The 13,056-nt window shown below is 62.0% G+C and carries 10 protein-coding genes and 1 pseudogene; 4 read left to right on the top strand and 7 right to left on the bottom strand.

The window, feature by feature from the left end; all coding sequences use genetic code 11:
* Positions 1-46: 46 nt before the first annotated feature.
* A complete protein-coding gene (locus CE491_RS21330) occupies positions 47-1,060 on the top strand; it encodes a lactonase family protein (protein WP_234407643.1) in 1,014 nt (337 codons plus the stop codon).
* 56 nt (positions 1,061-1,116) lie between these two features.
* On the opposite strand, the gene CE491_RS21325 is transcribed toward CE491_RS21330, so the two are convergent.
* The 3 genes from CE491_RS21325 to CE491_RS21315 all read right to left on the bottom strand — a co-directional run bounded on the left by CE491_RS21325 (position 1,117) and on the right by CE491_RS21315 (position 4,589).
* Positions 1,117-2,055 carry an AraC family transcriptional regulator gene (locus CE491_RS21325; RefSeq protein WP_110950326.1) on the bottom strand — a complete coding sequence of 313 codons (939 nt, stop codon included), beginning with the start codon at positions 2,053-2,055 and terminating at the stop codon, positions 1,117-1,119.
* A 24-nt stretch (positions 2,056-2,079) separates the two neighbouring features.
* A complete protein-coding gene (locus CE491_RS21320) occupies positions 2,080-2,913 on the bottom strand; it encodes an oxidoreductase (protein ID WP_110950325.1) in 834 nt (277 codons plus the stop codon).
* Positions 2,914-3,245: 332 nt separating this feature from the next.
* Positions 3,246-4,589 (bottom strand): MFS transporter, encoded by a 1,344-nt coding sequence (locus tag CE491_RS21315; protein ID WP_110950324.1) that lies wholly within the window; start codon positions 4,587-4,589, stop codon positions 3,246-3,248.
* 333 nt (positions 4,590-4,922) lie between these two features.
* On the opposite strand from CE491_RS21315, the pseudogene CE491_RS31300 reads away from it, so the two are divergent.
* Positions 4,923-5,957, top strand: a pseudogene (locus CE491_RS31300) (HAMP domain-containing protein); the annotation flags it as partial.
* Between the two features lie 15 nt (positions 5,958-5,972).
* The gene (locus CE491_RS31295) at positions 5,973-6,812 is read left to right on the top strand and encodes a methyl-accepting chemotaxis protein (protein WP_407681358.1); all 840 of its coding nucleotides are present in this window, start codon (positions 5,973-5,975) and stop codon (positions 6,810-6,812) included.
* Positions 6,813-6,906: 94 nt separating this feature from the next.
* Here the strand turns inward: CE491_RS31295 and CE491_RS21305 are convergent, their stop codons facing one another.
* Positions 6,907-7,863 carry a threonine dehydratase gene (locus CE491_RS21305; protein ID WP_110950322.1) on the bottom strand — a complete coding sequence of 319 codons (957 nt, stop codon included), beginning with the start codon at positions 7,861-7,863 and terminating at the stop codon, positions 6,907-6,909.
* 93 nt (positions 7,864-7,956) lie between these two features.
* Here CE491_RS21305 and CE491_RS21300 point away from each other — a divergent pair, with 93 nt between their 5' ends.
* Positions 7,957-8,763 carry a helix-turn-helix transcriptional regulator gene (locus CE491_RS21300; RefSeq protein ID WP_407681356.1) on the top strand — a complete coding sequence of 269 codons (807 nt, stop codon included), beginning with the start codon at positions 7,957-7,959 and terminating at the stop codon, positions 8,761-8,763.
* A gap of 28 nt (positions 8,764-8,791) precedes the next feature.
* On the opposite strand, the gene CE491_RS21295 is transcribed toward CE491_RS21300, so the two are convergent.
* From CE491_RS21295 to CE491_RS21285, 3 genes are all read right to left on the bottom strand, one after another.
* The gene (locus CE491_RS21295; protein ID WP_110950320.1) at positions 8,792-10,207 is read right to left on the bottom strand and encodes an amidohydrolase family protein; all 1,416 of its coding nucleotides are present in this window, start codon (positions 10,205-10,207) and stop codon (positions 8,792-8,794) included.
* 29 nt (positions 10,208-10,236) lie between these two features.
* Entirely contained in the window at positions 10,237-11,424 is a 1,188-nt protein-coding gene (locus tag CE491_RS21290) for an L-dopachrome tautomerase-related protein (RefSeq protein WP_110950319.1), read from the bottom strand.
* A 173-nt stretch (positions 11,425-11,597) separates the two neighbouring features.
* Complete coding sequence (locus tag CE491_RS21285) at positions 11,598-12,980, bottom strand: MFS transporter (RefSeq protein ID WP_110950318.1); 1,383 nt, start codon at positions 12,978-12,980, stop codon at positions 11,598-11,600.
* Between the last annotated feature and the right edge of the window lie 76 nt (positions 12,981-13,056).

Genomic DNA, 13,056 nt, shown 5'->3' with positions numbered 1-13,056 from the left:
CACATGCTTGTTGCAGAGCCTTCAAGCATGCCTTCGAGGAAAAGCCATGAATCAGTTTGATCGCCGTCAGGTGCTCCAGATGATCGCTGTCAGCAGCACGCTGCCGTTCCTTCCGTCATTCGCTGCGGGAGCGGGTCGGGACCCGGTGATGGTGTTGGTGGAAAAAGAGGCCCCTGGCGTCAGCTTCTATCAACTCCCCCAAGGGCAGCCCCTGGCGCACATCGCGCTCGCCACCCAGCCTCATGAAATCGTCGCCGACGTCCAGGGCAAGTTTGCCTATGTCGCTCAGTACGGCGTCGAAAAGTGGCTCGCCCCGGGCGAAGGTGGACATCAGGTCTTCGTCATCGATTTGCAGGCGCGAAAAGTCGTCCGCACGCTCGACCTCACGCCCTATCACCGACTGCATGGCATCCGCATGGACACTTCCGGGCGGCTGTACGTGCTGAGTGAAACCGACTCGGTAATGATTCGCTTCGATAATCCCTCGAGCGACGAGTACCCCAGTCAGATCGTTCCGGTGGGCGGCACGCGCAGTCACTACTTCGTGCTGAGAAAAGACGGCACTCGTGCCTACGTGGCAGACACGCTGTCCGGCATGGTCATCATGCTTGATCCTCATGATCCGTCCTTCGCACCGGTCAAACGGCTGGTCGGACAAGCGCCTGAAGGCGCCTGCCTGAGCCCGGATGAGCAGACGTTCTACGTGATCGACCGTTACAAGGGCACGCTGCATGCCTTCGACGCCTCGACATTCGAGCATCGGCAACAGGTGCCGTTGCGCGGCGAAGCGGTGCCCATTGTCGCCCTCCCCGATGGCCGACTGGTCGTTTCGAATCAGGCCGACAAAAGCCTGAGCCTTCTGAACCCAGACACACTCAAGGAAGAGAAACACCTGCCTCTGGAAGCGGCTGCGCCAGGGCTGAATTTGTCCGCGACCGGTGATGTGCTGTACCTGTCGCTGGAGTCGAACAAGGTGGTAATGGTCGACGTGGCGAACTGGCGAATCAGCGGATCCTTCGGCACGGGCAAGGCGCCGGATGCAGCGGTCATCTTCAGCTAAACCGCAGCAAGCGCGGTTGAGGCGCCCACAATCCTGCCGCGCAGATCAGGTTCCGGTCAGTGCGACGAAACGTAGATCGAGGGCGTGCTCGGCGCAGGCAGCGCGTAGGTGGCCTTCATCCATTCAATTTCCGCATGGGGCGTGCGGCCGAAGAACCGTTTGAACTCGCGACTGAATTGGGACGGGCTTTCATAGCCCACCTCGAACGCGGCCGATGCCGCTGACATGTTGTTGCGCAGCATCAACAGCCGGGCCTGGTGCAGCCGCGTCGATTTGAGGTATTGCATTGGCGAGGAGTCGGTGACGGTTCTGAAGTGCAAATGGAAATTGGGCACACTCATGCTCGCCTCCTGCGCCAGCGCCTCGACGTCCAGTCGCTCCTGATAACAGCTGTGGATCTTGCGGATGGCCCGCGTCACTTTGCCGAAGTGTCCGTGCCTGTTCAGCGCCGCGCGCATGGAGCCGCCCTGCTCGCCGGCGATGATGCGGTAATAGATTTCCCGCACCAGTGACGGGCCGAGAATCCGCGCTTCGATCGGATGGCTCATCGCTTCGAGAAAGCGCAAGGTCGACTCACGCAGCATCTCGTCCATCGGCGAGGCATACATGCCCCTGGGCCGTGCGTGGGTTGGACCAAAGGTCTCGTCGATCTCCAGGATCAACTCCCCTGCCAGCTTGAAATCCAGCCGCAGATAAACGGCCAGCATCGGCTCCTCCTCGCTGGCGTCGGTTTCCATGGTGAAGGGCACCGGCACCGAGACCACCAGGTAGTGCTGAGCGTCGTAAATGTAGACCTCGCCGCCCAAATAGCCACGCTTGCGCCCCTGACAGAGGATCACGATGCCTGGGTCATACAGCACCGGGGTGCGCGTCAGTGGCCGGTTGCAACGCAAGAACCGTATGTCTTCCAACGGGCTCAGGTTATAGCCCTCCAGCGGTGCCAGCTGTTCCATCAACTGGACCATGCGCCGCGTACGCGCTGCAGCGTAATCCATGTGCCCCCTCCTTCGTCGTGACGCTCAACCATCCGTAGAGCGGGTCAGCGTTTCCCATTGATCGATGTCTTGCAGCGACTGCGCCAGTTTGTCGCGCACCAGACCCAGCGCATCGCTGCCGAGTAGCAGGTGGGCCGGCGGGTTGGGGCTGGCGATCAGCTGCAGCATGGCTTGCGCGGCCTTTTGTGGATCGCCCAACTGTTTGCCGCTTTTTTCTTCGCGTGCCTTACGCACCGGGTCGAAGCTGGCATCGTAGTCGGCAATGCTGCGCGGCGTGCGCTGCATCGAGCGGCCGGCCCAGTCGGTACGGAACGAGCCCGGCGCCACTGCCGTGACGAAAATGTTGAACGGCTTGAGTTCCTTGCTCAGCGTGTCGGAGATCCCTTCCAGCGCGAACTTGCTGCCGCAATAGTAGGCGATGCCCGGCATGGTGATGGTGCCACCCATGGAGGTGATGTTAATGATGTGGCCGCTGCGACGTTGGCGAAAGTACGGGACGAAAGCCTTGGTCACGGCGACCGCGCCGAACACGTTGACGTCGAACTGTCGACGCATTTCCTCCAGCGACGACTCTTCGAAAATCCCCTCGTGGCCATAGCCGGCGTTGTTCACCAGCACATCCACCGGACCGTAGCGGCTTTCCATTTCGGCGATCACGCTGTCGATGCGTTCAAACTCGGTGACATCCAGAATGACCCCGTGGGCGCGCTCCGCTGACAGCGCTTCGAACGCTTGCATCGCGGCCTCATTGCGCACCGTACCAATGACCCGATGCCCGGCAGCCAGCGCCTCGGTGGCGAGGGCCTTGCCGAATCCGCTGCTGATGCCGGTGATGAACAGGGTTTTGTGGTTGCTCATGGGGGAACGTCCTCTCGGTTGACGGGTGCACAGGGTAGAGCGGCAACCGCCGAGGACCTATGCCGGATAGTCTGCGAGCCTTGCCTATTCCTATCAGCACTGAGAATAGTCAAGCGAGGATGTGGCTCGGCCGCGGTCGGGATTGGCAAACTTGCCCTGACGCCGCGCACCGACGAAAACGCGAAGGCCGCTTTGGAACGGTCCGATTTTGCAGGCCGCACACAAACCCACCGTGGGCGCGAATTCATCGCGAAGAGGTCGTACCCCCAATGCGGAGGTGTCCTCGGAAAACCCGACCTGTCACCCGCAACAACGCGTGAAAGCGGGCGCTGTCACGGTGTCTTGGCTTGCTGCAGCTCTTGGGGAGGGGTGGCCGCGAGCGGCGGCGCTGAACGCGGTGCGCGGGCCACGTAAAGCCCCAGCAGTCCGCCCGCGATCAGCGCCACGGCCACCAGCAGCAGCGCATAGTCGTAATTGTGCGTGGCGTCCTTTATCCAGCCCATCACCGGCGGAAGGCCCAGGCCTGCAATATTGGCGATGGAGTTGATCAGCGCGATCGAGGCTGCGGCCGCGGCGCCTGACAGGTATTCAGTGGTCGTGGCCCAGAACACCGGCGTGGCGGCCCAGTTCAGCCCTACCGCCAACACCAGAAACACGTAAGCGAGCCAGGAGTTACTGGTAGCGACCGCTGCAGCCAGCAGCCCGCCGGCGACCATCAATGGCAGGCCCAGATGCCAGCCTCGCTCGCCGCTGCGATCCGAATGCGTGCCGTTGAAGTACATGAACACGCACGCGAACAGAAACGGCAGCGCCGATAGCACGCTGACCGTGAACGATGCCTGTCCTGAAACGGACTTCACGATCAAGGGCAGAAACAGGGTGATGCCGATGGTCCCGAACGCCTGCAACAGCCAGAACAGGCTCAGCAGCCAGACCTGGCGACTGCGAAATGCCGTCTGCCACCCCGCGTGGTGGGAAACCGGGGTCTTGGCCTGTTCGGCGGCGATGGTGCGACTCAGCCAGGCTTTCTGATCTGGCTCAAGCCAGTGGGTTTGAGCCGGTGAGTCCGGCAGGTAGCGCAGCACGATGATGCCCAGCACCGCCGCTGGAATCCCTTCCAGCAGAAACAGCCAGCGCCAGCCGCTGACACCAAAGTAGCCATCCAGATGCAGGAAAGCTCCGGACATCGGCAGCCCAATCACCGAGGCCAGCGCCGCGCCAATATAGAAGAACGACATGGCCCTGGCCCGGTCACTGCGCGGGTACCACTGGGAAAGGTAATAAATGATGCCGGGCGTGAAACCGGCCTCGGCCGCCCCGAGCAGCAGGCGCATGCCGTACAGCTGATTGGCGCTCTGCACCAGGCTCATGCCTGCGGCGACGATGCCCCAGGTGATCATGATGCGTGCTATCCAGCGGCGCGCGCCGACCCGCGTGAGAATCACGCTGCTGGGAACTTCGAGAAGAATGTAGGTCAGGAAGAACAGACCGACACCGATGCCGTACATCTGCGCGGTAAGGCCCAACTCGGCGTTCATTTGCAGCGCGGCGACCGAGATATTCGACTTGTCTATGTAGGCGACCATGTACAGCAGCATCAGGAACGGAATCAACTTGATGTTGAGCCGTTTCATGGTGCTCGCATGCAAGCCCGGATCGGCGAATGACTGTGGCATATGGACTCTCTTGTTTTGTTATGAGACGGACCAGAGTGCCGAACCACCATAGACCAGTTCGAATATCACCTCAATATGTGATGGCGAATCCCATATTTTGGGATAGAGCTCAGTAAACGTTCGCTGCTCAGTCTGAGCTGATCGCCAAGCCCCTTGTACATTGGGTCGCCGCATCTGCGGGCCGCCTTTTCTGCCGACCGACCATCGGAAATCAGACGCCGACCGGCGTTTATCACAATTTAACCTTGTCCCTCGGCTGAAGCCTGCCGATACGTTTCCCATCGATGCGTCATAGATCGTACCCTTCGACACTGCTCTACGGATTGCCCCGGCATGACCCAATCATTGAAATTCAGCCACAAGATTCTGTTGGCTGCCTCACTCGTTGTCATTGCAGCGTTTTCGCTGTTCACGCTATACAACGACTACCTCCAGCGAAACGCCATTGGCGGACAACTCAAGGACAGCCTCAACCAGATCGGCGAAAGCACCGCCGGCAACATTCAAAACTGGCTTTCCGGTCGGATTCTGCTGGTGGAAAACCTGGCTGAAAGCGCCAACTCCACGCCGAGCCTTGAGATGCAGAATCTGGCCCTGAGCCAACGCACCCTGCTTTCGACATTCGTCAGCATTTACCTCGGCAAAGCCGACGGCTCGTTCATCACCCAGCCTCCGGATGAGATGCCCGCCGGCTACGACCCGAGAACCCGTCCGTGGTACACCGACGCCATCGGTGCGGGCAAAACCACGCTGACCGAACCCTATCTCGACGTGTTGACCAAGGACCTGATCGTTACCATTGCTTCGCCGGTCAAGGGTGCCTCGGGCGTGTCTGGCGTGGCCGGCGGCGACTTGAGCCTGGCGGCGTTAGTCAAGATGATCAGCTCGATGCGGGTTCACGGCAGCGGTTACGCGTTTCTGGTCGATGCCCAGGGCCGAATCCTCGTCGACCCCGATACCTCGCGGGTGATGAAAACCCTCGCCGAGGTCTATCCCGTGGCTACGCCGAAGCTGTCCAGAGACATCAGCCAAAGCAGCCTTGGCGGTCGCACGCAAATCCTGACCTTCGCCCATGTCGACGGCCTGCCGTCGGTGGACTGGTATGTGGGCGTCGCCGTGGACAAGGCTGAGGCCTACGCCGGACTCAGTGAATTTCGCACCTCCGCAGTGGTGGCCACAGTGGTGGCGGTGGTACTGATCATCGCGTTGCTGGGTTTGCTGCTGAGCGTGTTGCTGCGTCCGCTGAACCTGATGGGGCGGGCGATGCACGACATTGCCGCCGGAGATGGCGATCTCACCAAGCGTCTGGCAGTTCAGAGCCGAGACGAATTCGGCTATCTCGGCGAAGGCTTCAACCTGTTCGTCGAGCGGATTCAGGACTCGATGCGTGAAGTTGCTTGCTCGACCGTGCAACTGAACGAAGTGGCCTTGAGGGTCGTCAGCGCATCCAACTCATCGATGCTCAACTCGGATCAACAGGCCAATCGCACCAACAGCGTGGCGGCGGCGATCAACGAGCTGGGCGCAGCTGCGCAGGAAATCGCGCAGAACGCTGCGCGCGCCTCCGGTCATTCGGGGGATGCGCGCACCCTGGCCTCCGAGGGTCAGGGAGTTGTCGACCGCAACATCGCGGCCATGAACCGCTTGTCTACACGGATCAGTGGCGCCAGCGGTCAGATCGAAGCGCTGAATACCAAGACCGCCAACATCGGGCAGATTCTCGAGGTCATCACCGGCATTTCCCAGCAGACCAACCTGCTGGCACTGAACGCCGCGATCGAGGCCGCTCGCGCTGGTGAGGCAGGCCGTGGCTTCGCCGTGGTGGCAGACGAAGTGCGCAATCTGGCCCACCGCACCCAGGAATCGGCCAGCCAGGTCCAGGCCATGATCGAGGAGCTGCAACTCGGAGCGCGCGAGGCCGTGGCGATCATGAACGAAAGCCAGCGTGAAAGCGTCGAGAGCGTAAGCATCGCCAACCAGGCTGGGGCCAGCCTAGAAAGCGTGACCCTGCGCATCGGTGAGATCGACGGCATGAATCAGTCGGTGGCGACGGCGACCGAGGAGCAGACCGCCGTGGTCGAGGCTATCAACGTCGACATCACCGAAATCAACACCTTGAATCAGGAAGGCGTAGAGAATCTGCAGGCGACCTTGCGCGCTTGCAAGGACCTCGAACAACAATCGGCGCGTCTCAAGCAGCTGGTCGGCAGTTTCCGTATCTGAGTCGCAGGCGTCGCGCACGAATGGCGTGCGCGACCCTTGGTTTGGGAGCGAATTCATTCAACAGAAGGCATCAGGACCGGCATAGCTGCATGGCTTATCCAATGATTCTTGCGTACACCTCCTTATCGACGTTGGCACCGGACAGAATCACCCCAACCCGCTTGCCGCGCATCGCCACACGTTCCTGCATCAGCGCCGCGAGTGCCGACGCCCCTGCGCCCTCTGCCAGGTTATGGGTATCGGAGTAGTACACGCCCATGGCTTCGGCGATCTGGGCGTCGGTGACCGAGACGATGCGTGCGGCACCCGCAGCGTAAATCCGCAAGGCTTCCGGCACCGGCTTGCGCACCGCCAGGCCATCGGCAAAGGTGTTTGCCGAGGCCGTTTCCCGTAGCTCGCCTGCTTCGAACGACTGCCTGGCCGCGTCCGCTTGGGAAGACACCACGCCTATCACCTCGGTGTTCAGCCCGAGTGCATCGCGAGCGGCGATAACCCCGCAGATCCCGGAGCCGCAACCGATAGGCACATACACCGTGTGCAGATTCGGTGCCGCGTTAAACAGCTCCAGCGCATAGGTCGCCACGCCTCGGATCAGCTCGGGGTGAAACGCAGGAACCAGAAACAGGTCATGGACCTGCGCCAGACGAATGGCCTCTTCACGAGCGTCGTCGAAGTCCTGGCCAAACTCGATGACCTCACCGCCGAACCCACGCATGGCAACGTTCTTCTCGGTGCAATTGCCCACCGGCACCACGATCATGGCGCGCATCCCCAAGGCCCGGGCGGCCATGGCCACGCTCTGGCCATGGTTACCCCGCGTGGCCGCGATCACGCCTCGGGTGCCTGGATAGGCATGCTTGAGCCAGCGCATGAAGGTGATGCCGCCGCGCACCTTGAAGGCGCCGGTGGGGGTATGGTTTTCGTGCTTGACCCACACCGTGCAGCCCAGGCGCTGGGCCAGCAAGGGCCACGCATACTGTGGCGTTGGCGGCATCACTTGGTACACGTGGCGGGCGGCGTCTTCAATGTCTTCACGGGTCAGGCTGTGCATAGGTGGGCTCCGGTTTTTCCCCGAGTCTAGGCAGACCTGGCAGCCACAGGCTTTCAAAAACCCGACCTGACCTTCTCGGTAACTCTGCGTACTATGGCGAGCATGAACGCGCATACTCAGTCCGAATTTCCAGGCAGCAGCGAACCGCTCCGACGGGCCGAGGCAGGCCCGTGGGTGATCGAACTGTTGCCCGCCCGCGCCTACGAGGCCCGCTATGTAGCGCTGCAACCGGCGGTGGGTTTTGCATTTGACAGCCAGCGCGGCGTGCACGCCATCGGCAGCGACCGGGTCCGGCCCTTCGACGCAGTGCCCAACGGGCTGGCCTTCGTGCCCACTGGCTGCGACGTGTTCTCCCAGTCCCGCGAGGGTGGCGAATACCTGCGCGTGCTGCGCAACGACGCTGCACCTTTGGCCAGTGCCGGTGCGTTCAATAATCTGATCGATCCCCACGCCATCCGCCTGGCCCAGCGCATGCGCAAGGCGCTTCTGAACGCCTCCCCGAACGATGACTGGGAAGCCTGGGCGCTGGCATTGGTTGAGCGAGTGGCCGCTGAGCACGAATTATCGCCAGCTGTACGCGGTTCGATGACGATGCGACGCCTGCGCCTGCTCGATGAATACCTCGATGCCGGACTGGACGCAGCGATCAGCGTGCAGAGCATGGCGAACCTGCTGGAGCTGTCCGAGGGCTACTTCATGCGCGCATTTGCCGAGGCCACCGGCAAGAGCCCCCACAGCTACCTGATCGACCGCCGCATCGCCCGGGCGCGTGCCCTGTTGCGCGATCCGAAGCAGCGGCTGGCCGACATTGCCCAGGCCTGCGGATTCGCTTCGCAGGCGCACATGGCGACCACCTTCAAGCAACGGCTGGGAGTGAGTCCGGGGCAAATGAGGCGCTGATCCCAATATTCTCGAACTGCACAGACCGTTACGGCAGCCCCAAAGCCCTCAGCTGTCCGGCTATCTCTCGTGTAAGCGCTGCGCAATCGCTCCCCAGCAACCGACCACCGCGCTTGAGCACGCGCCCATCGGCGATGACCGTGTCCACATCCGCCGGGGTTGCCGACTGCACCACGCTGGCGAACGGATCGAGCACCGGCATCATCCCCAGTCGGCGGGCGTCGATCAGCGTAAGGTCCGCGCGTTTGCCGGGGGTGATCGAGCCAATCTGCCCACCGAGCCCCATGGCATTCGCGCCGCCCTGGGTGGCCCAGAACAACACGTCCCGCGCGGTCAGGGCCTGCTCGTTGCCACTCATCCCGACCGCCAGATTGAGCAAGGTTTGCATGACCATGAACGGATTGGCGTTGCCGCTCAGCACCAGCGTGTCGATGCCCAAGGTGATTGGAATCTTCGCGCGATGCAGCGCGTCGACTTGCGCCAAGCCATAGCCCACGCGCATTTCAGTCAGTGGCGTGAGGCAGACTGAGGCACCGGATTGAGCGATGGTTTCGATGTCCTGCGCATCAACGTGGGTGGCATGCACCAGTTGCACCGAAGGTCCCAACACGCCTCTGCTCGCCAACTGCTGCAGGGCTTTTTCCTTCTGGGTCTTGGCCGTGACGGCGATGTGAGTGGAGATCGGCAGACCATGGGCTTTGGCGAAGGCGAATTCCGGCTCCCAAATGGCGGCGCTGGTGCGTTCCGGGCCACGAATGGCCAACCCCATATCCACCCGTGAAACTGGCATTGAGCGCAGCTGAGCCTGCACCCGCTGGATGTCGGCAAAATCCATTGCCGCCGTTGCATCCAGATCCTGTGCGTAGCCGTACCAGAACCGCCCTCGCAGCCCGCTGGCGAACAGGGCTTTCAATTCAGCCTGGGCAAACGCCGAATCGCGCAGATTGTGGGCCCAGTTGTTGACCGTGGTGATGCCGCTATTGGCCGCCTCCAGCAACCCGAGCCGGACACCCAGCGCCGAGATTTGCGGGGTGAAGCGTTTGCTGACCGCCAATTGCGACTTGAAGAACGCTTCACCCCCTGGAGCCGGCGCGCTGTTGCGCAGGACGCTGTTCCACAAATGCCAATGGCTGTCCACCAGGCCGGGAATGAGGATCATCCCCGTGGCATCGATCGACTCCGCGCCCTCCCCCGGCAAGGAATTGCCGACGGCCACGATGCGCCCATCGCGCATCTGCACATCGGTGTCGTTCATCGCCGCGGCGCCGGGCTCCATGCTGAGTACGGTAGCGTGGCGAATGACCAAATGCACGGCGCGGCCACTCGTGGCCGGTTGATCAGTGCGTAGCTCGGCAGCCCCGACAGCAGGCAGTGCCAGACCGGCGCCGACGGTGGCGCCGAATTTGAGCAGTGTTCTTCGGTTCAGGCTTGCGTCGTCAGGCATTGGGGCCTCGCTCTGCAATTCTCAAGGGTTCATGAAGGCGCGGACGCCAACGGCTGGCCGACCACGGCGGGTACGATCTCACGCGCACCGAAACTCGTCGGCAACTGGATTTTGTAGATCTTGAACGGCAACCGCAGGCCGTTGACGCCACCCGGCCCTCGATTTGAGGCCATCCGCGCACTTTGCGGCACTGGAATGTACAGCTCGCGCTGGTTGGAAATGATCATCGCATCGGGATTCCACAGTCGCTGATCTTCCACCGCAACGCGCAGGCTGCCGTCGGGTGACAGCACTGTCACGCGAGGCTTGTCGTATTCGCCCAGGTAGAGATTGCCCGCACTGTCGATGGCGGTGCCGGTCAAGGGGCCGGTGTCGTAGACGAATTCGACTGTCTCACCCAGGGCTTTTTCGGTCACCTGCGTGTCGCGCAGGGCTGCGGTCGGCACGCGCCACAGCGGTCCGGACAGCGGCTGGTAGTACAGCCACTGGCCGTCCGGGCTGATTTCGATCGGGTCGGAATGCACTTGATGATCGCTGCCATCAGGCATCATCAGCGGCTGCGCACCTTCGCCCAAAGGACGGCGCTCAGGGCTCATTTTGGTCGACGGGTGATCGGCCAGGCGACGCAGCGCCACACCGGTTTTCAGGTTAACGATGATGATCGCCCCCAGGCCCGAATCGGTGAGGTAAGCATGCTCGCTGTCCAGGCGCAGGTCGTTGAGGTTGGCACCTGCGGGCAACACGCTTGGCGACAGGCTGATGGAGCGCAGCAGCTTGCCGTCGCGGGTATCGAACTGCAGGATTTTCTGATGCGGGTTGATGCCATGGGGCCCGGCATCCTCGCCTTGGTCGATGGCCCACAACGTGTCGTCATCGAAGATGTGGATGGTGTTGATCTTCACCAGTGCCTTGGCGCCGGACGTGCCGGGCTGCCACTGGTTCCACTCGCCACCGGGGAACGGCTTGAGGCCGCCGTTGGGCAGCACCTCGGCGATCGATGGGGTTTTCTCGAAACCAGGCCAGCGCGGCAAGCCAACGAACAGGCGCCCGCTGGAGGTCAGTGCCACCGCATTGCACAGCCAGTCCAGACTCGCGACTTCGATCAGTGGTGGCCCGGCCTTCAGAAGCGAGGCGGCCTGGGCCAGCTTGCCGGAAGCCAGCATACCGGCGCCAGAGGCCAGGACCGTGGCCTTGCAGAAATTGCGTCTATCGAGCATCGATTTCCCTCTCTTGGTTTCGCGGCAGTGCGACAGCCCGGTGCAGTTCTCATGGGCGCGGCTACACCACCCGGACACCTGACCGGCAGTCGCAGAAAAAAATTTCAAGAAAAATGCGGAATGGGCAGGCCAGATTGACGCGAAACCATCAAATGCGTCTCTGGCCCGTTCGCTCAGCGACCTGTGCAGGCCTCCTGTCTCACGATGGGAGCAGCCGCATCAGAGGGCGTGTCATCCGGGCGCTTGAGTTCACCGACGATGAACATGTAACTGATGAAAGCCCCTGCGGCGTTGAGCGCCACGTAAATCAACGCACCGTTGAACGAGCCCATGGACTGGACCATGTAGCCGATTACCAGCGGCGTGACGATGCCGGCAATGCTGCCGAAGGTATTGAAGATCGCGCCGTTCATACCGGCGCTGCGCTTGGGCGATACGTCAGAGACGATCGCCCAGCCGAGGGCGCCCATGCCTTTGCCGAAGAACGCCAGGGCCATGAACAGCACCACCAGCATGTCGGTCTGCACGTAATTGCACAGAATCATGCTCATCGACAGCGCCATGCCGACGTAAATCGGCACCTTGCGTGCACGGGTCAGCGATACGCCTTTGCGCAGCATCCAGTCAGAGACCATGCCGCCGCCGATCCCCCCAATGAAGCCGAAGATCGCCGGCACCGCGGCCAACAGCCCGGCATTGAGGATGGACAGGCCACGCTGCTGCACCAGGTAGACCGGGAACCAGGTCAGGAAGAAGAACGTCAGGGTGCTGATGCAGAATTGCGCCAGGTAGATCCCGAGAAACATCCGCTGCCCCAGCAGGTCCCGCGCGCTGGCCCAGGTTTCGCTCCAGCTCTGCCGCTCGCCTGCGCAGGCAGGACGCTCCTGGAGATTGGCGCCGCCTTCGCGAATGGTATCCAGTTCGACCTTGCTCAGACTGGCGTGGTCCACGGGGGCCTTGATGCGAATGAAGAACACGATGCCGATCAGAATCCCGGCCGCGCCCATGACGTAAAAGATCCACGGCCAGCCCCAGCGTGTCGAGATCCAGGCCAGCAGCGGGGTGAACACCACCGCCGCGAAATACTGCGAGGCGTTGAAGATCGCCGTTGCCGTACCGCGCTCGGCGGTCGGAAACCACATCGAGACGATTTTGCTGTTGGACGGGAAACACGGCGCTTCGGCGGCGCCCACCAAAAAACGCAGGGCGAAGACGGCAAAGAAGGCCACACCCACCGGCATGATCGCCACGGTCCCGATCATGCAGGTGAAGACCGACCAGGCGACGATGGCCAGGCCCAGCACCTTGACACTGCCGAAGCGGTCGATGGCCAGGCCGCCCGGCAGCTGCAGCAGCATGTAGGCCCAGGCGAAGGCGGAAAACAGCCAGCCCATTTCGGCGTGGTTCAACCCCAGTTCCTGGGAGACGCTTGCGCCGGCGATTGACAGCGTGGCGCGATCGCCCTGGTTGATGATCATCATGACGAACAGCAACACGATGACTTCGTAACGGCGGTGCTCGGCGATGAAACGCCGCAGAGAATCTATTTTTTTCATTGTGTTCTCGATAGCGGACAGCAGGAATCGGCGCGCTCAGACAGCTCCCCAGCGGCGGACATCCCGCCAGCGCAGC

Origin of the sequence: Pseudomonas bohemica (assembly GCF_002934685.1) — a bacterium.
GTDB classification, from domain to species: domain Bacteria; phylum Pseudomonadota; class Gammaproteobacteria; order Pseudomonadales; family Pseudomonadaceae; genus Aquipseudomonas; species Aquipseudomonas bohemica.
This window is presented reverse-complemented; position numbering and strand designations above follow the sequence as displayed.

Excerpts from the sequence above, each read along its gene's own strand:
- CE491_RS21330 (WP_234407643.1), top strand. The coding sequence starts at position 47 with ATGAATCAGTTTGATCGCCGTCAGGTGCTCCAGATGATCGCTGTCAGC.
- CE491_RS21325 (WP_110950326.1), bottom strand. The coding sequence starts at position 2,055 with ATGGATTACGCTGCAGCGCGTACGCGGCGCATGGTCCAGTTGATGGAA.
- CE491_RS21320 (WP_110950325.1), bottom strand. The coding sequence starts at position 2,913 with ATGAGCAACCACAAAACCCTGTTCATCACCGGCATCAGCAGCGGATTC.
- CE491_RS21315 (WP_110950324.1), bottom strand. The coding sequence starts at position 4,589 with ATGCCACAGTCATTCGCCGATCCGGGCTTGCATGCGAGCACCATGAAA.
- CE491_RS31295 (WP_407681358.1), top strand. The coding sequence starts at position 5,973 with ATGCGTGAAGTTGCTTGCTCGACCGTGCAACTGAACGAAGTGGCCTTG.
- CE491_RS21305 (WP_110950322.1), bottom strand. The coding sequence starts at position 7,863 with ATGCACAGCCTGACCCGTGAAGACATTGAAGACGCCGCCCGCCACGTG.
- CE491_RS21300 (WP_407681356.1), top strand. The coding sequence starts at position 7,957 with ATGGCGAGCATGAACGCGCATACTCAGTCCGAATTTCCAGGCAGCAGC.
- CE491_RS21295 (WP_110950320.1), bottom strand. The coding sequence starts at position 10,207 with ATGCCTGACGACGCAAGCCTGAACCGAAGAACACTGCTCAAATTCGGC.
- CE491_RS21290 (WP_110950319.1), bottom strand. The coding sequence starts at position 11,424 with ATGCTCGATAGACGCAATTTCTGCAAGGCCACGGTCCTGGCCTCTGGC.
- CE491_RS21285 (WP_110950318.1), bottom strand. The coding sequence starts at position 12,980 with ATGAAAAAAATAGATTCTCTGCGGCGTTTCATCGCCGAGCACCGCCGT.